General features: G+C 47.0%; 13 protein-coding genes. 9 read left to right on the forward strand and 4 right to left on the reverse strand.

Annotated elements, in window-relative coordinates; all coding sequences use genetic code 11:
• Nucleotides 1-74: 74 nt before the first annotated feature.
• The 3 genes from BQ5591_RS05945 to lysS all read right to left on the reverse strand — a co-directional run bounded on the left by BQ5591_RS05945 (nucleotide 75) and on the right by lysS (nucleotide 4221).
• A complete protein-coding gene (locus BQ5591_RS05945; RefSeq protein ID WP_071148749.1) occupies nucleotides 75-1412 on the reverse strand; it encodes a glucose-6-phosphate isomerase in 1338 nt (445 codons plus the stop codon).
• 80 nt (nucleotides 1413-1492) lie between these two features.
• The gene (locus tag BQ5591_RS05950; RefSeq protein WP_022163241.1) at nucleotides 1493-2488 is read right to left on the reverse strand and encodes an NAD(P)H-dependent glycerol-3-phosphate dehydrogenase; all 996 of its coding nucleotides are present in this window, start codon (nucleotides 2486-2488) and stop codon (nucleotides 1493-1495) included.
• Nucleotides 2489-2490: 2 nt separating this feature from the next.
• Entirely contained in the window at nucleotides 2491-4221 is a 1731-nt protein-coding gene (gene lysS, locus BQ5591_RS05955; RefSeq protein WP_071149354.1) for a lysine--tRNA ligase, read from the reverse strand.
• 200 nt (nucleotides 4222-4421) lie between these two features.
• Between lysS and BQ5591_RS05960 the strand changes: the two genes are divergently transcribed.
• Nucleotides 4422-5798, forward strand: coding sequence for an MATE family efflux transporter (locus BQ5591_RS05960; protein ID WP_071148750.1), 1377 nt, complete (start codon nucleotides 4422-4424; stop codon nucleotides 5796-5798).
• Nucleotides 5799-5878: 80 nt separating this feature from the next.
• Entirely contained in the window at nucleotides 5879-6502 is a 624-nt protein-coding gene (locus BQ5591_RS05965) for a cytidylate kinase-like family protein (protein ID WP_071148751.1), read from the forward strand.
• Nucleotides 6503-6963: 461 nt separating this feature from the next.
• On the opposite strand, the gene BQ5591_RS05970 is transcribed toward BQ5591_RS05965, so the two are convergent.
• The gene (locus tag BQ5591_RS05970; protein WP_071148752.1) at nucleotides 6964-8628 is read right to left on the reverse strand and encodes a putative transporter; all 1665 of its coding nucleotides are present in this window, start codon (nucleotides 8626-8628) and stop codon (nucleotides 6964-6966) included.
• Between the two features lie 350 nt (nucleotides 8629-8978).
• Here BQ5591_RS05970 and mutA point away from each other — a divergent pair, with 350 nt between their 5' ends.
• The 7 genes from mutA to BQ5591_RS06005 all read left to right on the forward strand — a co-directional run bounded on the left by mutA (nucleotide 8979) and on the right by BQ5591_RS06005 (nucleotide 23733).
• A complete protein-coding gene (gene mutA, locus BQ5591_RS05975; protein ID WP_022163235.1) occupies nucleotides 8979-10844 on the forward strand; it encodes a methylmalonyl-CoA mutase small subunit in 1866 nt (621 codons plus the stop codon).
• A 79-nt stretch (nucleotides 10845-10923) separates the two neighbouring features.
• The gene (scpA, locus tag BQ5591_RS05980; protein ID WP_022163234.1) at nucleotides 10924-13071 is read left to right on the forward strand and encodes a methylmalonyl-CoA mutase; all 2148 of its coding nucleotides are present in this window, start codon (nucleotides 10924-10926) and stop codon (nucleotides 13069-13071) included.
• A 114-nt stretch (nucleotides 13072-13185) separates the two neighbouring features.
• Nucleotides 13186-17232, forward strand: a complete 4047-nt coding sequence (locus BQ5591_RS05985) for a hybrid sensor histidine kinase/response regulator transcription factor (RefSeq protein WP_071149355.1) — start codon at nucleotides 13186-13188, stop codon at nucleotides 17230-17232.
• A 194-nt stretch (nucleotides 17233-17426) separates the two neighbouring features.
• Nucleotides 17427-18692 (forward strand): glycoside hydrolase family 88 protein, encoded by a 1266-nt coding sequence (locus BQ5591_RS05990; RefSeq protein ID WP_071149356.1) that lies wholly within the window; start codon nucleotides 17427-17429, stop codon nucleotides 18690-18692.
• A 116-nt stretch (nucleotides 18693-18808) separates the two neighbouring features.
• Nucleotides 18809-20167, forward strand: a complete 1359-nt coding sequence (locus BQ5591_RS05995) for a sulfatase family protein (protein WP_071148753.1) — start codon at nucleotides 18809-18811, stop codon at nucleotides 20165-20167.
• Nucleotides 20168-20336: 169 nt separating this feature from the next.
• Entirely contained in the window at nucleotides 20337-22943 is a 2607-nt protein-coding gene (locus tag BQ5591_RS06000) for a DUF4962 domain-containing protein (protein WP_071148754.1), read from the forward strand.
• 31 nt (nucleotides 22944-22974) lie between these two features.
• Nucleotides 22975-23733, forward strand: a complete 759-nt coding sequence (locus tag BQ5591_RS06005; protein WP_071148755.1) for a DUF3575 domain-containing protein — start codon at nucleotides 22975-22977, stop codon at nucleotides 23731-23733.
• Nucleotides 23734-23743: the final 10 nt, after the last annotated feature.

Raw genomic sequence — 23743 nt, forward strand, 5'->3', positions numbered from 1 at the left:
GTCTGTTCCGCTTTGCAGGGAACGGTGTTTTCCATCTCGCTGCGCTTGCCTGCGCTGTTATCAGTATCTGTCTTTTACAGTCTTGCTCGGATAGCCTTCGACTCTTCTTCGTAACCAGGCTTGTTCAGCAGAGCAAACATGTTCTTCTTGTAAGCTTCTACACCCGGTTGGTTGAACGGATTTACACCCAGCAGGATGCCGCTGATACCGCATGCCTTTTCAAAGAAGTACATCAGTCCGCCGATGCTTTCTTCGTCGAGAGCCGGAAGTACGACGCGCATGTTGGGTACACCGCCGTCTACGTGTGCCAGCTGTGTGCCGAGTTCGGCCATCTTGTTGACTTCGTCCACGTGTTTGCCGGCAAGGAAGTTCAGACCATCCAGATTGGCTTCGTCAGTCGGAACAGTCAGTTGGTGCTGAGTCTTTTCAACAGAGATAACGGTTTCGTAGATGGTACGTTCGCCTTCCTGAATCCATTGTCCCATAGAGTGCAGGTCGGTTGAGAAGTCAACGGCTGCGGGGAATATACCCTTCCCGTCTTTACCTTCTGATTCACCGTACAGCTGCTTCCACCATTCGTTGAAGTAGTGAAGTTTGGGGTTGAAGTTGACGAGTATCTCGATTTTCTTACCGTTCTTGTACAGTTCGTTGCGGGTAGCAGCGTACAAGGCGGCAGGGTTCTCAGCAAACGGAACATTAAGGCCGCAAGCCTTTTCCATAGCAGCTGCTCCGGCTACCAGTTTTTCGATGTCGAATCCGGCAACGGCGATAGGCAGCAGACCTACCGGTGTCAGTACCGAGAAACGTCCTCCTACATTGTCGGGGATGATGAATGATTTGTAACCTTCGCGGTCGGCTGTGACGCGGGCAGCACCTTTCTTGGCATCGGTGATGGCTACAATTACTTTCTTAGCCATTTCTTTACCGAGCTGGTCCTCGCATTGCTTCTTCAGCAGGCGGAAAGCAAGAGCCGTTTCGGTAGTAGTACCCGACTTGGAGATGTTGATAACACCGAATTTCTTTCCTTTCAGGTATTCGGTCAGTTCGTATAGATAATCTTCACCGATGTTGTGTCCGGCAAAAAGAATAACGGGGCCGTTCTTCTTTTCCTGCAACCAGGCGAAGCTGTTTGACATGGCCTCGATGACAGCACGTGCACCAAGGTAGCTTCCGCCAATACCGGCTACTACCACTACTTCGCAATTGTCGCGCAAAACTTGTGCGGTAGCTTTCAGGTCGGCCAAGTGTTCCGGCGTGATGGAAGAAGGCAGATGCAGCCAGCCAAGGAAGTCGTTACCCTTGCAGGTACCGTTTTCCAATGCTTCTTGTGCAGCCTTTACTTGGGCTTCGTAAGCGGAAATGCTTTCTTTGGAAACAAATCCAAAAGTTTTTTCAATGTTCAAACTAATCATAATATTCTAATTTTTAAGTTCGTAGGTTCTTTATTAGCCTTTACAGACATTGTGCATGGTCTGTCTGTCGGGTATGCATATTACCGGAAAGAGTCTGTCAGCAGCTTGATTTCGATAGTTGGCGAAATGCGTTCGTACAGGATATTGTAGACGGCATCGAGGATAGGCATATTGACGTGATAGTGCCTGTTGATTTCCTTGATACACTTGGTGCCGTAATATCCTTCGGCTATCATTTCCATTTCTATCTGGGCGCTTTTGACGGAATATCCTTTACCAATCATGGTACCGAACGTACGGTTACGGCTGAAGTTGGAGTAGCCGGTGACGAGCAAGTCGCCCAAATAGGCGGAGTCGTACACGTTTCTGTTCAGGGGATATACTGTTTGTAGGAAGCGGTTCATCTCTTGTACGGCATTCGACATAAGCACGGCCTGGAAGTTGTCGCCATATTTAAGTCCGCTGCATATACCAGCGGCAATGGCGTACACATTCTTCAGCACCGAACTGTATTCGATGCCGGCCACATCGTTGCTGACGGAGGTCTTGATGAAACTGTTGGCCAGTTGCCGGGCAATGACGCAGGCTTTGGCTGTGTCGGGACAGGCTATGGTCAGGTACGAAAGACGTTCCAAAGCCACTTCTTCGGCATGGCAAGGTCCTGCCAGTACGGCAATGTTCTCGGCGGGCACGTTATACTCCTTGGTGAAGTATTCGGACACGATGAGGTTGTCGTCGGGGACAATACCTTTGATGGCGGTAATGATGAACTTGTCTTTGATTTTGGTCTTCAGTTTCTTCAGATGCGACTTCAGGTAGGGTGAAGGAGTCACGAAGATAAGGGTATCCGACTCTTTCACTACTTCATTAATATTGGAACTGAAGTTGATACGTTTGATATCAAACTTGACGCCAGTCAGGTAGGCAGGATTATGGCCGAGTCGTTTGAAATCGGCAATGCGGTCGTCGCGCCGCATGTACCAATTGATTGACTCGGCTTGGGCTAACACCATCTTGGCGATGGCGGTAGCCCAACTTCCTCCGCCCATAATGGCTATCTTTCCGGGTAGTTTCATTATTAATTCTTAATTCTGCCAATCCATTCCGTTACGTCGTTGACGGTCGGGTTGTTCAGCTCAAGTTTATATTTCTTGTTGATGCCACAGATGTCCATATGTAACTTTTGCGGGTTGACGTTGGCCATGTCGGCAATCTGGTTATAGCCGGCTTTCTGGATAACGGGTACCCATTCCTCGGGAATGCCGAGTTCGATGTACTTGGCTGGTGCATCCTTCGGAGTAACCTTTTCGGGACGCATCTGCGGGAAGAACAATACTTCCTGTATGAAGGCTTTTCCTGTCATCAACATAGTCAGACGGTCGATACCGATACCGATACCCGACGTAGGAGGCATACCATACTGCAGGGCTTTCAGGAAGTCCTGATCGATGAACATGGCTTCGTCGTCTCCCTTCTCGCTCAGGCGGAGCTGATCTTTGAAACGCTCTTCTTGATCTATCGGGTCGTTCAGCTCGCTGTATGCGTTGGCCAGTTCCTTTCCGTTTACCATTAGTTCGAAGCGTTCGGTCAGGCCGGGTTTGCTGCGGTGCATCTTGGTGAGCGGGCTCATTTCGACAGGATAGTCGGTGATGAAAGTAGGCTGTATGAAGGTGCCTTCGCAGAATTCGCCGAAGATTTCGTCAATCAGCTTGCCCTTGCCCATGGTATCGTCGATCTCCATCTTCAGCTCACGGCAGATCTGACGGATTTCGTCTTCACTCTTGCCTTCGAGGTCATATCCAGTCTTTTCCTTGATGGCTTCGAGGATAGGCAGACGGCGGTAAGGAGCTTTGAAGCTGATGGTCTTACCGTCAATCTGTGTTTCGGTGCAACCGTTTACAGCGATACAGATGCGCTCCAGTAACTTCTCGGTGAAGCTCATCATCCAGTTATAGTCTTTATATTGTACGTACAGCTCCATGCAGGTGAATTCGGGGTTATGGTTTTTGTCCATACCTTCGTTGCGGAAGTTCTTACCGATTTCGTACACACCTTCGAAACCGCCTACGATGAGGCGTTTCAGATAGAGCTCTGTTGCAATACGCAGATACAGGTCGATATCGAGCGAGTTGTGGTGGGTGATGAACGGACGGGCACTTGCTCCTCCGGGGATAGATTGCAGGATGGGAGTCTCGACTTCGGTATAGCCGGCTTCATCGAGCACGGCACGCATGGTCGATATGACTTTCGAGCGCTTCAGGAATGTTTCCTTCACACCGTCGTTCACAATGAGGTCGACATAGCGTTGGCGATAACGCAATTCGGGGTCTTCGAACGAGTCGTAGGCTACTCCATCTTTATATTTTACGATAGGCAGCGGCTTGAGGCTTTTGGCCAGTACAGTCAGCTTTTTGGCATGTACGCTGATTTCGCCCATTTGGGTACGGAATACGAAGCCTTCGATGCCGATAAAGTCGCCCAAGTCGAGCAAACGTTTGAACACGGTGTTGTACATGTCTTTGTTTTCATCGGGGCAGATGTCATCGCGGGTGATGTATACCTGGATACGTCCTTTGGAATCCTGTAGTTCGATGAAGGATGCTTTTCCCATGACGCGACGGCTCATCATACGTCCGGCAATGCTTACCTGACGCGGTTCGTCATCGTCTTTAAATTCAGCTTTTATGTCGGTCGAGAAAGCGTTGGTTACATACTCTGCTGCGGGATAGGGCTCGATGCCCATCGCGCGAAGTTCATTCATGCTGTTGCGGCGAATGATTTCCTGTTCACTTAGTTCTAAAACGTTCATATCGTTAAATTTCACTCTATTTGGGTACAAAAGTACGAAACATTTTTTTAATAATACTATTTTTTGTCTCGAAATGACGCCAAAGGGACGCCTTATCTATGCTCTTTGTTTTTTTATTCTCTATTTTTAACCTTTTGTTTACACTTCTACCCGATGAAAAAGAAGTAACTTTGCGCCCGGATTGAATAAATGAGAAAGATATGACAGGACAACAAAAGACACCCACGGCGTTGGGTACTGAAAACATTGGTAAACTTCTGATGCAGTATGCCGTTCCGGCTATTATCGCAATGACTGCTTCTTCACTGTACAACATGGTAGATAGTATCTTTATCGGACACGGAGTTGGGCCGATGGCTATTTCCGGTCTGGCTCTTACCTTCCCGTTGATGAACCTGGCTGCGGCTTTCGGGTCGCTGGTGGGTGTGGGAGCGTCTACACTGATATCGGTCAAGCTCGGACAGAGAGACTATCAGACGGCGCAGCGGGTGCTGGGCAATGTGCTGGTGCTGAATATTCTGCTGGGTGTAGGATTTACGTTGGTGGTGATGCCGTTTCTGGACCCGATACTTTACTTCTTTGGCGGCAGTGACGAGACGGTGCCTTATGCTCGCGATTATATGGAGATTATTTTGCTGGGCAATGCCGTGACGCATTTGTATCTCGGACTGAATTCGGTGCTGCGTTCGGCCGGCCATCCGCAGAAGGCCATGTATGCAACGATAGCTACGGTGGTGATTAATACGATTCTCGACCCGTTGTTCATTTACGGTTTGGACATGGGTATCCGTGGGGCGGCTGTGGCTACTATTCTGGCTCAGATCATTGCCCTTATGTGGCAGTTCAGGCTGTTCAGCAATCGTGACGAACTGCTTCATTTCCATCGGGGGATTTTCCGGTTGAAACGTAAGATTGTGTTCGATTCACTGGCCATCGGTATGTCGCCGTTTCTGATGAATGTGGCTGCTTGCTTTATCGTTATCCTTATCAACCAGGGACTGAAACGGTATGGGGGCGACCTGGCTATCGGTGCTTTCGGCATTGTGAACCGTTTGGTATATATTGTGGTGATGATTGTGATGGGACTGAATCAGGGCATGCAGCCGATAGCCGGATATAACTACGGTGCCCGACTTTATCCGCGTGTGACAAAGGTGCTGAAGCTGACTATTGTTTACGCCACGGCAGTTACGACGTTCGGCTTTGTGGTGGGCATGGCGGTACCCCGGTTGGTGGTAAGCATTTTTACGTCCGATGCTGAACTGATCGATCTGTCGGCTCGCGGATTGCGCATCATTGTGATGTTCTTCCCCATAATTGGTTTTCAGATGGTGACTGCCAACTTTTTCCAAAGTATCGGGATGGCGGGGAAGGCCATTTTCCTGTCTTTGTCGCGTCAGTTGCTGATTTTGCTTCCCTGCCTGCTGATTTTGCCCCGCTTCTGGGGGGCCGACGGAGTGTGGTTCAGTATGCCGGTTTCTGATTTTCTGGCCAGTCTGGTGGCGGCCTTCATGTTGATTTGGCAATTCCGCAAGTTCAAGTCGGCTGCAGCTGCGTCAGATGCAACAATGGGGTGAGCAACCTTTTTCTTACTTTTTGATGGTGTTTTCCTTCAGAATATATATATTTGCTAGTGCAATAAAACTGAAAATAGATTATGGATAAATTTGTAGTCAATATAGGGCGTCAGTTGGGTAGCGGCGGACGCGAAATCGGCGAGAAACTGTCCCGGCGTTTAGGTATCGATTTTTATGACAAAGAGCTTATCAACCTGGCTTCGGAGGAGAGTGGCCTGTGCCGTGAGTTTTTCGAAAAGGCTGATGAGAAAGCTTCGCAAGGCATGGTGGGAGGCATATTCGGGATGCGTTTCCCGTTCTTTAGCGATGGTGTGCTTCCGTCGATGAACTGTTTAAGCAACGATGCCCTGTTCAAGGTGCAGAGCGACGTCATCAGGAAGCTGGCTGCGGAGAAGTCGTGCCTTTTCGTGGGACGCTGTGCCGACTACATCCTGCGCGACAATCCGCGTTGTGTCAACGTGTTTGTATCGGCTTCGCGCGAGGACCGCATCGCGCGTCTGTGCCGTTTGCATGGCATTTCTGAAAACGAAGCCGAGGAAATGATGAACCGTGCCGATAAGAAGCGTTCGGAGTATTATAATTATTATAGTTATAAGACGTGGGGAATGGCTTCGACTTATCATCTGTGCATCGACTCTTCCGTACTTGGCATCGAGAAGACGGTGGACTTTATCGAAGAGTTTGTCCGCCTGAAACTGAAGTGATGCCGAAAGCGCTGGCGTGCGCTGTGCGAAGGTTTCGTATAATAACTGTAAGTAAGTCTTTTTCTTACGCTCACAGACTCTTCGGGTGAATTCGCAATCTGCTGATTCTGAGGATTCTGTGTCCTCTGCTCGATGCTATACGACTTAGAGTGCCTCAGTATACGACTTAGACCCCCTAAGTATACGACTGAGGGTATCTCGGTATACGACTGTGATACCCTCAGTCTTTTACTTTCTTTGGGTGTAAAAGATTATGAATGCTCCGGATGATACGGAGCGTAAAAAGAGGGTGTCAAACTCAAAAATGGCTGGTATATTATAGATTTTAGGCACGGACTACACAGAAAAACACAGGGAAAGGAATAAGAATAATCCGTGAAATTCAGTGTAATCCGTGCCTAAAGAAATTTATTCCCTTATGGAGCACGCCTTCTGACGTTGGCGAATATTGTCTTTTGCCGTTACATCATGGCCAGCAATATCATCTGTCCGGCCAGAATACGCAGAAACATAGTCAGCGGGTAGACGGTAGAATAACCTACTGATGGTGCATCGTTACCCGAAATCTGGTTAGCGTAGGCCAGTGCAGGTGGGTCGGTAGTACTTCCGGCAATAAGACCCATCAGCGTAAAGTAATTGACCTTGCAATATAGTCGAGCAATGATTCCGATAATCAGTAGCGGGATGACGGTAATCAGGAATCCATATCCTACGTAGTACAGTCCGTTTCCGTCGACCACTGTTTGCACGAAGTGTTCACCAGCCTCAATACCCACGCTGGCAAGGAACAGTACGATACCTATTTCGCGCAACATCAGGTTGGCACTCATTGTAGTATAGGTGACAAGTTTCAGCTTATGTCCAAACCGTCCGATAAGGATGGCTACTACAAGCGGACCGCCAGCCAAACCCAGCTTGACCGGAGTAGGCATGCCGGGGAATGCGATGGGGAGACTTCCCAGCAGGATTCCAAGGAAGATGCCGACGAAGATGGTGATGATGTTGGGTGTGTCGAGGCGTTTCAGCTGATTGCCAAGCACGCCGGCCACACGTTCTACGGCATCCTGCTGACCTACCACCATGACGCGGTCGCCCACCTGCAGAATCAGATTCGGGTCGGCAAACAGGTCCATACCCGAACGGTTGACACGTGTCACGTTCACGCCGTACATGCTGCGGAAGTGCATGCTTCCCAGCTTTTTACCATTGATTTCTGATTTGGTCACAAGGATACGTCGCGAAACCATAGGCATGTCCTGCTTTTCCCAGTCTACCTGGATTTCGCGTCCGATGAATGCAGTGACGGCAGCAGCGTCTTCTTCCGAACATACGATGAAGAGCTGGTCGCCGATGTGGAATTCTGTATCTTGGCTAGGGATGCTGACGTGTCCTTCGTGGCGAATGCGCGAGCAGACAAACGGACGGCCCAGGAAGTCTTTTACCTGCAACAGCTTTTTACCGTCGATCGATTCGTTACGAACCTCCAGGTGAAGCATGTGGGGCTGGTGCTTCATGTCCGATTCCTGACTCTGAAGCTCTTTTTCTTCCTTCGAAAGGTTGATGCGGAAGATATACCGTATGGCGATGATCGAAGCAATAATGCCGACAACACCGAGCGGGTAAGCACAAGCATAACCCAATGCGATGGGATCGCCCGTGTAATGCAGCTGGTTCAAAGCTTCCTGGGCAGCACCCAAACCGGGAGTGTTGGTCACGGCACCATATAGAATACCGATCATCATGGGCAGTTCCACTTGCCCGTTGGCTATGAAATAGATGGAAAGTGCTACTACAATGTTGAGCACGACAATACCCACAGCTAGCATGTTCAGTGTCATTCCCCCTTTCTTGAACGAAGAGAAGAAAGACGGTCCTACCTGCAGACCGATACAAAATACAAACAGAATCAGGCCGAATTCGCGGATGAAGTGCAGGATGTGCGTTTCACCTGTGAAACCGAAGTGTCCCATCAGGATGCCGGTGAAGAGGACAAACGTCACTCCCAACGATACACCGAAAACCTTAATCTTACCCAACAGCACACCCACCGAAATAACGAATGCATACAAGCAGACGATATGGGCGACTGATGTGGAATCCCATAACAAACTTTCTAACCAATCCATACTCCTTAATTAATGTGCTTTTTAAAATTTCGCGCAAAAATACTTAATCAAAAGGAGTTAACAAAAGTTTTTCTTACTTTTTATTTTGCTGTGTCGCGCGAGTGTAGAAAAAGGACTTCTTTTTTCTCTTATCGGCCGTTGTCGTGATATCTTCTTATTTTGCCGGATGGATGGATTCACGGCAGCTGTTCGGGGAATGTAGCTCTGTCTGGCAGAAAAACTATATCATAAAGTAAGTATTGCGTGCGAAAATTCCCTAAAAACTCTTTTTCTTTGAAGTAATTCAGTATATTTGCAAGTCTATTCACGACATTATGAATTGTATTCATCTTTAATTTTTTAAATAAACTATGGCAGACAGTAAAGAAAAACTCTTCTCGGACTTTTCTCCCGTCAGCACTGAACAGTGGATGGAGAAAGTGACAGCCGACCTGAAAGGTGCGGATTTTGAGAAGAAACTCGTTTGGAGAACAAACGAAGGATTCAAAGTGAAACCTTTCTACCGTAAGGAAGATCTTGAAGGACTGAAGACTACTGACGCTCTTCCGGGTGAGTTCCCTTATCTGAGAGGTAACAAAAAAGACAACAACGAGTGGCTGGTTCGTCAGGAAATCAAGGTGGATGATGTAAAGGAAGCCAATGCCAAGGCACTGGACATCCTGAACAAAGGTATCGACTCCTTGTCTTTCCATGTAAAGGCCAAGGAACTGAACGCCGCATACGTGGAGGCGTTACTCGAAGGCATTTGTGCCGATTGTGTAGAATTGAACTTCTCCACTTGTCAGGGACACGTTGTAGAACTGGCCAATCTGCTGGTGGAATACTTCCAGAAGAAAGGATATGATCTGGCTAAGTTGCAGGGTTCTATTAACTTCGATTACCTGAACAAAATGTTGTCCAAGGGTAAGGAGAAAGGCAGCCTGGTAGATACAGCCAAGGCTTTGATTGCCGCTACTGCTGCTTTGCCTCAATATCGCGTAATCAATGTAAACGCACTGACCCTGAACAATGCCGGAGCCTATATCTATCAGGAACTGGGTTACGCACTGGCTTGGGGTAACGAATATATGAATCTGCTGACCGAAGCCGGAGTACCCGCTGAAACCGTAGCCAAGAAGATTAAGTTTAACTTCGGTATCAGCTCTAACTACTTCCTGGAAATAGCCAAGTTCCGTGCCGGACGTATGCTGTGGGCCGACATCGTAGATTCTTATCTGGCCGAAGGCGACTGCAAATGTGCCGCTAAGATGAAGGTACATGCCGAAACATCTTCATTCAATCTGACAGTATTCGACTCTTATGTAAACCTGCTCCGTACACAGACCGAGGCCATGAGTGCTGCTTTGGCAGGCGTTGACTCAATGACAGTAGTACCCTTCGATAAGGCTTACGAGACTCCGAACGACTTCTCTGAGCGTCTGGCCCGTAACCAGCAACTGTTGCTGAAGGAGGAATCTCATTTCGATAAAGTAATCGACCCGGCTGCCGGTTCTTATTACATCGAGAATCTGACCGTTTCTATCGCTAAGCAGGCATGGGATCTGTTCCTCGCCGTTGAGGAAGAAGGCGGTTTCTATGCTGCTGTAAAAGCCGGTAAGGTACAGGAAGCAGTCAATGCCAGCAACAAGGCACGTCATGAAGCTGTAGCCAAACGTAAAGAAATCCTGCTGGGTACTAACCAGTATCCTAACTTTACAGAGTTGGCCGGTGATAAGCGTCCTTTGGAAGCTGTTTGCTGCTGCGGCGGACAAGATACTTGCGAGAAAGATGTTCCTTCATTGAACTTTGACCGTGCAGCAAGCGAGTTCGAAGCTTTGCGTCTGCAGACTGAAACTTCCGGCAAACGTCCGAAAGCCTTCATGCTGACTATCGGAAATCTGGCTATGCGTCAGGCACGTGCACAGTTCTCTTGCAACTTCTTGGCTTGTGCCGGATACGAAGTAGTAGATAATTTAGGCTTTGCTACGGTTGAGGAAGGAGTAGAAGCTGCTTTGGCTGCCAAGGCTGATATCGTAGTACTTTGCTCAAGCGATGATGAATATGCCGAATACGCTGTTCCTGCCTTCAAGGCTTTGGACGGTCGTGCCATGTTTATCGTAGCGGGTGCACCTGCTTGTATGGACGAGTTGAAAGCTGCCGGTATCGAGAATTTCATCCATGTCCGTGTCAACGTATTGGAAACCCTGAAAGAATACAATGCTAAATTATTAAGTTAACAAGGGGACAAGGACACAAGCTGCAAGGAACAATTCCCTGGCAACTTGTCGGCTGAATCCTCGTCAACTACCAAAGAAGATGAGAAAAGATTTTAAAAATATAGATATATATGCCAATTTCAAGCCCGTTAACGGTGCTGAATGGCAGAAAGCCAACGGTATTCAGGCCGACTGGAAAACTCCGGAACACATCAATGTGAAGCCTGTTTATACCAAAGAGGACCTCGAAGGTATGGAACACCTTGATTTTGCTGCAGGTATTCCGCCATATTTGCGTGGTCCGTATTCTGTAATGTATACGCTGCGTCCCTGGACCATCCGTCAGTATGCAGGTTTCTCTACAGCCGAAGAGTCAAATGCCTTCTATCGTCGCAATCTGGCTTCCGGTCAGAAAGGTCTGTCGGTAGCTTTCGACTTGGCTACACACCGTGGTTACGACCCTGATAACGAACGTGTAGTAGGCGATGTGGGTAAAGCTGGTGTATCTATCTGCTCGTTGGAGAACATGAAGGTTTTGTTCGACGGTATTCCTTTGAACAAGATGTCCGTATCAATGACGATGAACGGTGCCGTTCTGCCGATTATGGCATTCTATATCAATGCCGGACTGGAGCAGGGTGCCAAGTTGGAGGAAATGGCTGGTACTATCCAGAATGATATCCTGAAAGAGTTCATGGTGCGTAATACTTATATTTATCCGCCTTCGTTCTCGATGAAGATTATCTCTGATATCTTCGAATATACATCACAAAAGATGCCTAAGTTCAACTCTATCTCCATTTCCGGTTACCACATGCAGGAAGCCGGTGCAACGGCAGACATCGAGTTGGCTTATACTCTGGCTGACGGTCTGGAATATCTTCGTGCAGGTGTAGGAGCCGGACTGGACATTGACGCTTTTGCTCCGCGTCTGTCATTCTTCTGGGCTATCGGAACCAACCACTTCATGGAGATCGCCAAGATGCGTGCCGCACGTATGCTTTGGGCAAAGATTGTGAAACAGTTCAATCCGAAGAATCCGAAATCACTGGCATTGCGTACACACTCGCAGACATCTGGTTGGTCACTGACCGAGCAGGATCCGTTCAACAACGTAGGCCGTACTTGTATCGAAGCCATGGCTGCTGCACTGGGACATACACAGTCATTGCATACCAATGCGCTTGATGAGGCTATCGCCTTGCCGACTGACTTCTCTGCACGTATTGCACGTAATACGCAGATCTATATCCAGGAAGAGACTAACATCTGCAAGAACGTTGACCCATGGGGCGGTTCTTACTATGTAGAGTCTTTGACTAACGAAATTGCTCACAAGGCTTGGGAACACATCCAAGAAATCGAAAAGCTGGGCGGTATGGCCAAGGCTATCGAAACCGGTATTCCTAAGATGCGTATCGAAGAAGCTGCCGCACGTACACAGGCACGTATTGATAGCGGTGCGCAGACCATTGTAGGTGTGAACAAGTATCGTCTGGAGAAGGAAGCTCCGATTGATATTCTTGAAATCGATAATACTGCCGTTCGTCAGGAGCAGCTGGAGAACCTGAAGCGTCTGAAAGAAGGACGTAACGAGGAAGAAGTTCAGAAGGCTCTGGACGCCATTACCAAGTGTGTGGAAACCAAGCAAGGCAACTTGCTGGAGTTGGCTGTAGAAGCAGCTCGTGTTCGTGCCACTTTGGGCGAAATCTCTTATGCTTGTGAAAAGGTAGTAGGACGTTATAAAGCAATAATCAGAACTATTTCAGGCGTGTATTCATCAGAAAGTAAAAATGATGCCGACTTCAAGCATGCTTGCGAGTTGTGCGAGAAGTTTGCTAAGAAAGAAGGTCGTCAGCCGCGTATTATGATTGCTAAGATGGGTCAGGACGGACACGACCGTGGTGCTAAGGTTGTAGCAACCGGTTATGCCGATTGTGGTTTCGACGTGGATATGGGACCGTTGTTCCAGACTCCGGCCGAGGCTGCCCGCGAAGCTGTTGAGAACGACGTTCACGTAGTGGGCGTATCTTCATTGGCTGCCGGACATAAGACTTTGATTCCACAAATCATTGCCGAACTGAAGAAGTTGGGCCGTGAGGATATTGTAGTGATTGCCGGTGGTGTAATCCCCGCACAAGACTATGACTTCCTGTACAAGGCTGGTGTAGCCGCTATCTTTGGCCCCGGTACTTCGGTTGCCAAGGCTGCTTGCCAGATTCTGGAGATCTTGATGGATGAAGAATAATCTTCTAAAAAGAGGATGAATAAAGGAAGGGATGGGAAGTAATTTTCCTATCCCTTTTTTGTTGGCTTTTAAAAAATATTGTACCTTAGCTCCGAAATGTCAAGAATGTATACTATGAAAAAAATAGTTTATGCCATTTGTTTGTTGGTTATGTTGATTGTGACAAAAGCACAGGCACAGTTCAATTCGGAGCTGAGTTTTGCTCGTATAGGTTTGGAGGAGGGTTTGTCGCAGAGTACGGTACTAGACATTGTACAGGATAGTCAGGGGTGTTTGTGGCTCGCTACGCAGGATGGGTTGAATAAGTACAATGGTTATGATTTTACAGTATATCGTCACGATAGTCGGGATACGACTACACTTGCTAACGATTTTCTGTATGCACTGGACATAGATGTGCATGACCGATTGTGGATAGGTACCGAGTCTGGCCTTTCTTGCTATGATGCCAATCGGGATGCTTTCCGTAATTACAGTTTGAAAGGCAGTTTGAACAAAAGACTTGCCGTTACTCATGTGGCTATTGTTGATTCATTAAGCCTGTTGTTTTTGGCTGGGAACCGATTGTATATGTTCGATGTTCATGAGGGCTTATCGAAACCTGCAGAACTTACTGGATTTGTCGATGTAGAGCAATGTTATTCGCTCACTCGTCGCGATTCTCTTATTTATATAGGTACAGATAAGGGCTTGTACATATATTCTGGTGGTAAAAAAGAAGTCAGAAAGTATTCATTCAAAGAATTAGAAAAATGTCGGATTTTGACCGCACTTATGCAGGTTCCTTCTTACTTGTGGGTGGCTACGGAAGGGCAAGGACTGTATCGTTTTGACCTAAGCGATGCCACAGTACGGCATTATACAGCCAGAGGAGAGCGCTGTATCGGATCAGACTATGTACGTTCGTTGGCTTTGGATCATTGGAACCGTTTGTGGGTAGGCACGTTTACTTCTTTGAATATTTACCGTCAGGAGGATGACACGTTCGAACAGTATGTGAACGATCCCTCCAATCCAGCTAGTTTGTCTCAAACATCGGTACGCAGTTTGTATTGTGATCGGCAGGGAGGCATGTGGATGGGAACTTATTTCGGCGGATTGAACTATTATCATGAACAGAAGAATCGGTTTCGTTATATTAGTCGGATGCCCGGTCGTAATTCGTTGAACAATAATGTGATTAGTTGTATCGTTGAGGATAAGAAACAGAATCTGTGGATAGGTACTAACGGCGGACTGAACCTATATGACAAGCAACAGGGACTGTTTAGGGCTTTTACGACAGCGGATGGCCTTTCCTCGAATGACATCAAGGCTTTGCAGGTGGATGAAGAACGACAGGAGGTGTACATTGGCAGCCATGCCGGTGAATTCAGTATCCTGCATGTGCCAAGTGGGCGAATAGAGAACTTTATGCCGTCGGATAGGGTGACTGATGGTCGTAGTGTGTATACTCTTACTCCTAAAGGGAAAGACGAATTGTGGGTAAGTACGGTACGGACTATCAAATGTTTCGACAAACGGAGCCGGACCTTTACGGATTTTCCGATGATAGCCGATGGAAAGCCCATAGAACTATCCGAAATTCAATTGTTCTTTGAAGACAGCAAGCAGCGTATTTGGATTAGTGATAAAGAAAGTATTCATGTCTTTCGTATAGTGGGGAACACTTTGGAGCAGGTGTCTTTACTTCCTGCTGGGCATGAACTGGAGAGAAAAAAAATACAGTGTATACGTGAGCAGGCTAACCACGTATTCTGGTTGGGCACCCGTGACGGACTGTACCGTTTCGATGAGAACAAAGGGGAAGTGGTACGTTATTCTACGGCGGATGGTCTGCCTAACAATGTGATATATGGTATTCTGGAAGACAGTTCTGGCAACCTGTGGCTTAGTACAAACGGTGGTTTGAGCCGTTTCGTGCCTCGTATGGGAACATGTCGTAACTATACGGCAGCGGATGGTTTGCAAAGTAATCAGTTTACTCCTTATGCGTATTGTCTTACAGCAAACGGACAGATATATTTTGGCGGTGTCAATGGACTGACGGCGTTTTATCCTGACCAGCTAATAGATAATCCTTATACTCCCTCAGTGATTTTCACAGAATTGCGTCTATTTAATAAAACTGTGCATCCGGGTGACACGACTGGTATCTTGGAACGACATATCGGACGTACAAGGCGTATTACGCTCAAGGCGGAGCAGAGCATGTTTTCGCTGGATTTTGTAGTTCCCAACTATATAGCGGGTAATCACAACATCTTTGCTTACAAGTTGGAAGGATATGATGCCGACTGGACTGTGACCCATACTATGCGTACGGTGTCTTATTCCCATTTGCCGCAAGGACACTATCGTTTTTTGGTGAAGGCGGCCAATAACGACGGTATTTGGAGTGATCATCCTACAGAACTCGAAATAGTGGTCTTGCCAGTTTGGTACAAGACCTGGTGGGCCGGTATACTGTTTTTTCTGGCGTTTGCGGGTAGCATCGCGTTTGTTGTTCGCTACTTTTGGACACGTAAAATCATGAAGGCACGGCTTGAAATGGAACGTATTGACAAAGAACGGTTAAAGGAGGTAAATGAAATGAAACTGCGCTTTTTTATCAATATATCTCACGAACTTCGCACTCCGTTGACGTTGATTATGGCGCCTTTGCAAGATTTGCTGGCTAAGGTACAAGACCGTTGGATGGGTAGACAGTTGGAGCACATCCGGCGCAATGCAGATCGTCTGCTGTATCTGGTCAATCAGTTGATGGACTACCGCCGTGCCGAGTTGGGTGTATTTCACTTAAAAGTAAGGCTTGTACCCATTCGACAGATAATGGAGAAGAATTTTCTTTTCTATGAACGTCTGGCGCAGCAAAAGCAGATTGTTTACCGTTTTGACTCTGATTTGGAGGACCGGAAGATTCTTTGCGATCCGGAATATTTGGAGTTGATAGAAAATAATCTACTTTCCAATGCTTTCAAGTACACTGGTAGGGGCAAAAGTATAACTGTGACATTGAGGCAGGAAGGTGATGAGTTGATGCTACAGGTTAAGGATACGGGGATTGGTATTCCTCTTGGTAAACAAGACAGAATATTCGAACGTTTCTATCAGGCGGATAGTGAACATTTGGGTAGTGGTATTGGTCTCTCGTTGGTACAACGTCTGGTGGAGTTACATCACGGTGTCGTCAAGATGGAAAGTCAAGAAGGCGAGGGGAGTACGTTCACTGTTTTAGTGCCAGTGGTTGAATCTGCTTACACTTTGGAAGAAAAACAGTGTACTACAGAAGAGATAGAAGAAGTACACACAACCAATCGGCAGGAGATGTACATGGTGGACACAGAAGACGAACCGGTCGATGCTTCTTTGTCGGATGAGGACGGAACATCTACACAGGAAGACAAAATTCGGAAAGAAACTGTTTTGGTGGTGGAAGATCATGCAGATATTCGTTGTTATCTAGCTGAAAAATTGGGTACTATGTATCAGGTGGTGCAGGCGAGTAACGGAGAAGAAGCATTGAAGCGGCTAAAGGAACTGCCGGTAGACCTTGTCTTGACAGATGTAATGATGCCTGTCATGGACGGTTTGCACTTGTGTCGCGCTATTAAGCAGAATATGAATACTTGTCACATTCCGGTTATCATCCTTTCGGCCAAGGCCGATGTTAAGGAACAGCTGGAAGGCTTACAGGTGGGAGCTGATGATTATATTCCAAAGCCTTTTGTGTTGAATATTGTGGTGACTAAGATACGAAATCTGTTTCGTACGCGTTATCGGGCCATCGAATACTATTCCAAGTCGATGGAGATAGAACCGGAGAAGATTGCCTTGAATCCGTTAGACGAAAAACTGTTGAAGCAAGCTATGGATATTATGGAGCGACACTTGGACGATGTAGATTTTACTACTGATGAATTTGCTCGTGAAATGTGTATGAGTAGATCTAGCTTGCATGCTAAGATGAAAGCCTTGACGGGAGAGTCGACCAACGATTTTATCCGTAAAGTACGTTTCAATCGGGCTTGTAAATTGTTGAAAGAGGGACGGTATACTGTGGCCGAGATCAGTGTAATGGTAGGATACAATACACCTTCTTATTTCACTACCAGTTTTAAAAAGTATTTTGGTTGTTTGCCCTCAGAATACGGAAAGTAGATTGATAAACAGTGTGCTTGTACAAAAATGAAAGGAGGCTGGACAAAACTGAAAGCATTTTCAACAGAACAGAAATAGAGAAAGCGTATTTTGAAAGCGTATGTATATGACACGCTTTATCTTTGCAACGTCGGACGATAGAAAGAGTTGTCCGGCGTTGTTTGTTAATAATATGAATTCTAAAGACCATGAACATGAAGAAAAAAGTTTTGTTTGCAGGAACCGTCTTGTTTTTGGGGCTGACAGCTTGTCGTTATCAGACTTCTACTACAACTGGAACATGGATAGACAGTGTGGAAGAGGTAGCTGTTTATCAGTTGTTATCTACTGCTAGCGAATTGGCCGATTCTATGAAGATGCCGCGTACTACATGGGCGGGTTACGAGTTACCGTTTCTGGAAGAACAGTTGGAACACAAAGTGAACATTGATTCTATCCATCCTAATCCGGCAAAAGAGCTGTTAGGCAAAAGGAGGCTTTGTACTATCTCCGATTGGACCAGTGGTTTCTTTCCTGGTACATTGTGGTATGCTTACGAGTTGACTGGTAATGATTCTTTGAAGATGCAGGCTATTCGCTTCACCAATAAATTAAACAATGTGCGTTATATGAAAGGCACACACGATGTTGGTTTTATGGTCAATTGCAGTTATGGCAACGCGTTGCGTCTGGCACCGAACGATACCATCAAACCATTGTTGGTGGAGACAGCAAATAATTTATGTAGTCGTTTCGATTCCATCATCGGATGTATTCGCTCTTGGGATTTTGGCACGTGGCATTTTCCTGTCATCATTGACAATATGATGAACTTGGAATTGCTTTTTAATGTAAGTAAACTGACTGGTGACCCGAAATATGCAGACATCGCCGTCCGCCATGCCCGTACAACCATGGCTAATCACTTCCGTCCCGACCATACCTGTTATCACGTAGTGAGTTACAATGCCGATGGTACCGTGGAACGTAAACAGACGTTTCAGGGTAAGAACGATGAGTCGGCTTGGTCGCGCGGACAGGGTTGGGCAGTCTATGGTTATACCTTATGTTATAAAGAAACGAAGGATACCGCTTTTTTGCAACAGGCTGTCCAAGTGGCCGATATGATTATACGACGTACCACAACCTCCGATGCCATTCCTTACTGGGATTTTGATGCGCCTGCTATGTCCAATACGCCGCGCGATGCCTCGGCTGCTGCTGTCATAGCTTCTGCTTTCCTCGATTTGAGTACCTTGGTTCCCGATAGTTCCAAATACTTCATTCATGCTGAAAAGATACTCAAAAGTCTGTCAGGCAAGGACTATCTGGCCGTTAAAGGAAATAATGCCGGTTTCATACTGAAGCATTCTACCGGCTCTCTACCTCATGGCTCCGAGATTGACGTGCCATTGAACTATGCCGATTATTATTATTTGGAGGCATTGCTCAAGTACCTGAGAATAAGGAATGACGAATGAGAAATTATAAGAAGTTTAAGGAATTTGTCATTCTGTTTCGTTTCGTTGGGAGGATTGTTAACCATTAATAGTATTCAGTTAACTCCCGATAATCCCTGAAAACAGTCTTAATCAGTATGAAACCTTTGAAAATTGCTTGGGTAGCCGGGCTGATGTTTCCAGCTTCCCTTTGGGCACAGCAGCGTCCCAATATTATCTACATTATGACCGATCAGCAAACAGCTACGGCTATGAGTTGTGCTGGAAACGTTGATTTGCATACGCCAAACATGGATCGTCTTGCAGCACACGGTTTGCGTTTCACCAACGCTTACTGTTCGTTACCATTGAGTGGTCCGTCGCGGGCATCTATGTTTACCGGTCATACGCCTGCCGAAATAGGTATGGCCGAGAACGAGACACCCATGCCCGACTCCCTGCGCAGCCGTACACTGGGCACATTGTTGAAGCAGGCAGGCTATGAAACAGCCTATGCGGGCAAGTGGCACGTCAATACTAATTCTCTGCCTGCCGCGCATGCTTTCGGTTTTGAGAATCTGCATAGTCATAACGATAACGGACTTGCCGAGTCAGCGGTAAGTTTCCTGCAACGAAAACACACCAGGCCGTTCTTCCTTGTGGCTTCGTTCGACAATCCGCATAACATTTGTGAGTATGCCCGTTGTCAGAATACCCCGTTTGCCAACCTTGAAGAATTCCAGCTGGACGACTGCCCTAACCTGCCTGCTAACTTTCCTATAGCCCCTTATGATGCAGATGTGCTGAGCTACGAGCGTGAGCAGAGCTATCGTCTGTATCCGACCCGACACTATACTCCCGATGACTGGCGATGTTATCTCAATGCCTACTATCGGTTGATAGAACATGTGGATGTCGAAATCGGTAAAATTGTGGACGAGATAGAGCGACAGAACCTGTGGAAAAATACCCTCATTATTTTTACCTCCGACCATGGAGATGGAGCTTCTGCTCACCAGTGGAATCAGAAAACGGCTCTTTACGAAGAAGTGGTTAACGTGCCTTTCATTGTCTGTCTGCCCGGTACAAAGCATGCTGGAACCGTGATGCCTCAGCTTATTAATAATGGTGTGGACCTGATGCCCAGCCTTTGCGATTGGTCGGGAGCCAAGTTGCCCGACGGCGCACAGGGAGTCAGTTTCCGTGCGTTGACAGAAAGTGGAGACACAGCCCTCAGTCATCGTTCCTATGTGGTGACGGAAACCTTGTTTGCCCAGACCGGTGGTACGTGTGGCTGGATGGTACGTACACCCCGTTACAAATATGTATTGTATGAAGCCGGGAAGAACCGCGAATTGCTTTACGACATGACATGCGATCGGGGAGAGATGCGCAATTTAGCTGTGGAACGTCGATATACAGAGCTGTTGAAGCAGCATCGTGTTCTGCTGTTAGAGTGGATGAAGCAACATCCTACGCCGGGTCCCTATTCTCCTATGCGTTTCATTCCCAGGTGATTGAATAAGTGCTTGTACAGAATTGAAAGCTTGATATACAAAAATGAAACAGAAATCGCCAAAATTGAAAGGAAGAATATACAAAAACGATACTTCTTTTTCGGGCAAATACGGATATTTGCCAACAGAAAATCCGATGAGGCGAATTATTTAAATAAACATACATACCATGAAGAATTTGATTCTCATTTCTCTGTTTTCTGCTGCAGCCATCAATCCGGTCTGCGCTCAGAAAGCTCCGGCTAACATCCGGTTGACGGAGCAAAGTATGATGCACGAATCGCGTGTTACCCCTTCGCCGCTCAACGGTGCAATGGTCGACGATCGCTTCGTGTCTTTTCAGTGGCCGTTGCCGGCCGAAGCCCAGTCTGATGGTGCTCCCATGGACGGTTTTGAACATTTGGTCAAAAAGATAGATAAGAGTAAGTTGGCTTACAAGATACGTTATGCCCAAGATAGTACATTTAAAAAAGGTTGTTTTCAGGCAGATACCCGCTGGCCTTTCTACAACCCAGAGAAACCGTTGTCGCCTGGTACGTGGTACTGGCAGTATGCCTATGTCAAGGACGGTCAACCACAGTGGAGCGAGACTTTACAGGTAGAGGTAAAAGACAACGGACATCGTTTCTGCCCGCCTTCATTGAAAGAAGTATTGGCGTGTGTGCCCTTGTCGCATCCTCGCGTTTGGATTATTAAGGATGAATGGGACAAGTTCAGAAAAGAAAGTCTGGGTAAGGTAGAAAGAGCCTGGTATCTGGAACGCGCTGATAAAGTGTTGACCACACCCATGAAGGATGTGAAGGACATCAATACCAGTCAGGTGAAGAACCTTACCAACCAGATGCAGATCAATTCATACCTCACTCGTGAAAGCCGCCGCATTATCGATGCCGAAGAAGGAAACACCGAAGCCTTGATACGTGCTTATCTTCTGACCAAAGACCGTAAGTATGCCGATGAAGCTATCCGTCGGGTGATGATCATGTCCGATTGGAATAAGAACGCGAACGTGAAGGGCGATTTTAACGATGCCACCCTTCTATCACTCTGTTCTATGGCCTACGATTCTTTCTACGACTTGCTGACTTCTGCTCAGAAGAAAGAATTGTTAGATGACATCCGAGAGAAGGGCAACGGCATGTATAATCATTTCAATAACTATATGGAGAATCATATTGCCGAGAATCATATCTGGCAAATGACTCTCCGCATTCTAACCATGGCTGCTTTTGCCACTTATGGTGACTTGCCCGAGGCTGATACGTGGACTGACTATTGCTATAACGTATGGTTGGCGCGTTTCCCGGGTTTGAATAAAGATGGAGGTTGGCACAACGGTGATTCCTATTTCACGGTTAATACGCGCACTCTTATCGAGGTCCCTTATTATTATACAAAACTTACAGGCTTTGATTATTTCAGTGATCCTTGGTATACCAACAATGTAATGTATACCATCTTCCAGCAGCCTCCTTTTTCCAAATCGGGTGGTAATGGTAGTTCACATCAGAATGTTGCACGTCCTAATAGCATACGTATCGGTTATTTGGATGCTTTGGCCCGTCTTACTGGCAATACTTATGCAGCCGACTTTGTACGCCGTACCCTTAAAGTTGACCCCCTTTACTTGAAGAAGGCTTTGCTGGCTAAGCCTGGTGATTTGGCCTGGTTCCGTCTACAGTGTGATAAACCTTTGCCTGATGGTCCTGGTCTGACAGCTTTACCTTGGGGATATGTCTTCCCCGAAACCGGCCTAGCATCTTTCCAGACCAATTGGGACCGTGTGGGCAGCAACGCCATGTGGAGTTTCCGAAGTAGCCCTTATGGTTCGACCTCCCATGCTTTGGCCAACCAGAATGCTTTCAATACCTTCTTCGGCGGTAAGCCCATTTTCTACAGCAGTGGCCACCATATCGAATTTACTGATGTGCATAGCATGCTTTGTCATCGTGGTACGCGTGCCCATAATACAATTCTTGTTAATGGCATGGGACAACGCATAGGTGTGGAAGGTTATGGATGGATTCCTCGCTATTATGTAGGGGAGAAAATCGGTTATGTGCTGGGTGATGCATCCAATGCTTATGGTAAGGTAATTTCTCCACTGTGGTTGAAACGTGGTGAGCAGAGTGATGTACATTATACACCGGAGAATGGTTGGGATGATGTGCCTCTTACGAAATTTCGTCGCCACATCGTTAACTTGGGTAATACTGGTTATATTTTTATTTACGATGAGTTGGAAGCATCCGAACCGGCTGATTATACCTTTATGTTGCATACGGTGACTCAACCAATGAGCGTGGATAAAACAGATAAACGTTATATTCATGTACAGGGTCTCTCGGGACGAGGGGGAGCTTCAGATGCTTACATTTTCTCTACAGGTGCTTTGCAGACCGATACTACCAGCCAATTCTTTGTACCAGCCCATAACTGGTTGCGTGCCGATGATAAAGGTAACTTTAAAAAGTATCCTAACCATTATCATTTTACGGCCAAGTCGGAGAAAGCCAAAGTCTATCGTTTTGGCACCATTATTAACACTCATGCTGTGAAGTATCCTGCCAAGGCACCCGAAATTCTGGAGGACGGCCGTATTAAGGCCGGTGGTTGGCTTATCAGTGTTAACCTCAAGGCCGAAGGCGCACCTTCGTTTTTCATACGTAGTACCAAGGACAAGGTGAGCATTACCTACAAGGGGCAGGAAACCATCGTAGATGAGAATGGCTACGTCACTACCATGCGCGACAAAGTTCCCGAGTTGGAAATCTGAATTGTACCACTTATTCATAAACTGATTCATCATGAAAACATTCATCTTACGTATTCTTCTGTCGGCTTTTTGCTTGGCTGCCGCGCTGACTGTTGGGGCACAGGTTCCTGTGAAGCCTCTGATACAGACTTCGGCCGAGCCCGAAGAAACGGCAGTGTGGAAACCTTCGGGCAAACCGACGTCCAAGCCTGTTGCCCACAAGCAGAAAAACACTTTGGTGAAACAGTCTGCCGGAAAGAAGTCTGCTGGTAAGAATCCTGTCGTTGAGAAAGCAAAGAAGACAGCTGTGCCCGTTACGGGTAATCGATATCATGCTCTGAAAACGAACGTGGCTTTCGATGCCATCGGTGTGCTCAACTTGGCTTACGAAGTGCAGCTACACCGCAAGATGACTCTCGACTTGCCTGTGATGTGGAGTCTGTGGGATGCGCAGCGTGAACATGCCCTTCGCGTCATTGCCTTGCAGCCCGAGTTGCGCTGGTGGACAGGAAGCGAGGTCGGACGGGGACACTTCTTTGGGTTGCACGCCCATACTGCCTGGTTCAACTTTAAGTGGGAAGACAATCGCTATCAGGACGTCGGTCGTCCACTGTTGGGAGCTGGACTGAGCTATGGTTACAAACTACCCTTGGGGCAACACTGGGGAGCCGAGTTCAATGTAGGTGTGGGTTATGCCAACCTAAAATACAATACCTATTATAATATAGAGAACGGTGCATTGATTAATACCCGCATCCGTCACTATTGGGGACTGACCCGTTTGGGACTGTCGCTGGTCTATCGCCTTTAATCTTAAATAT

Origin of the sequence: Bacteroides ndongoniae (assembly GCF_900108345.1) — a bacterium.
In the GTDB taxonomy this organism is placed as follows: Bacteria; Bacteroidota; Bacteroidia; order Bacteroidales; family Bacteroidaceae; genus Bacteroides; species Bacteroides ndongoniae.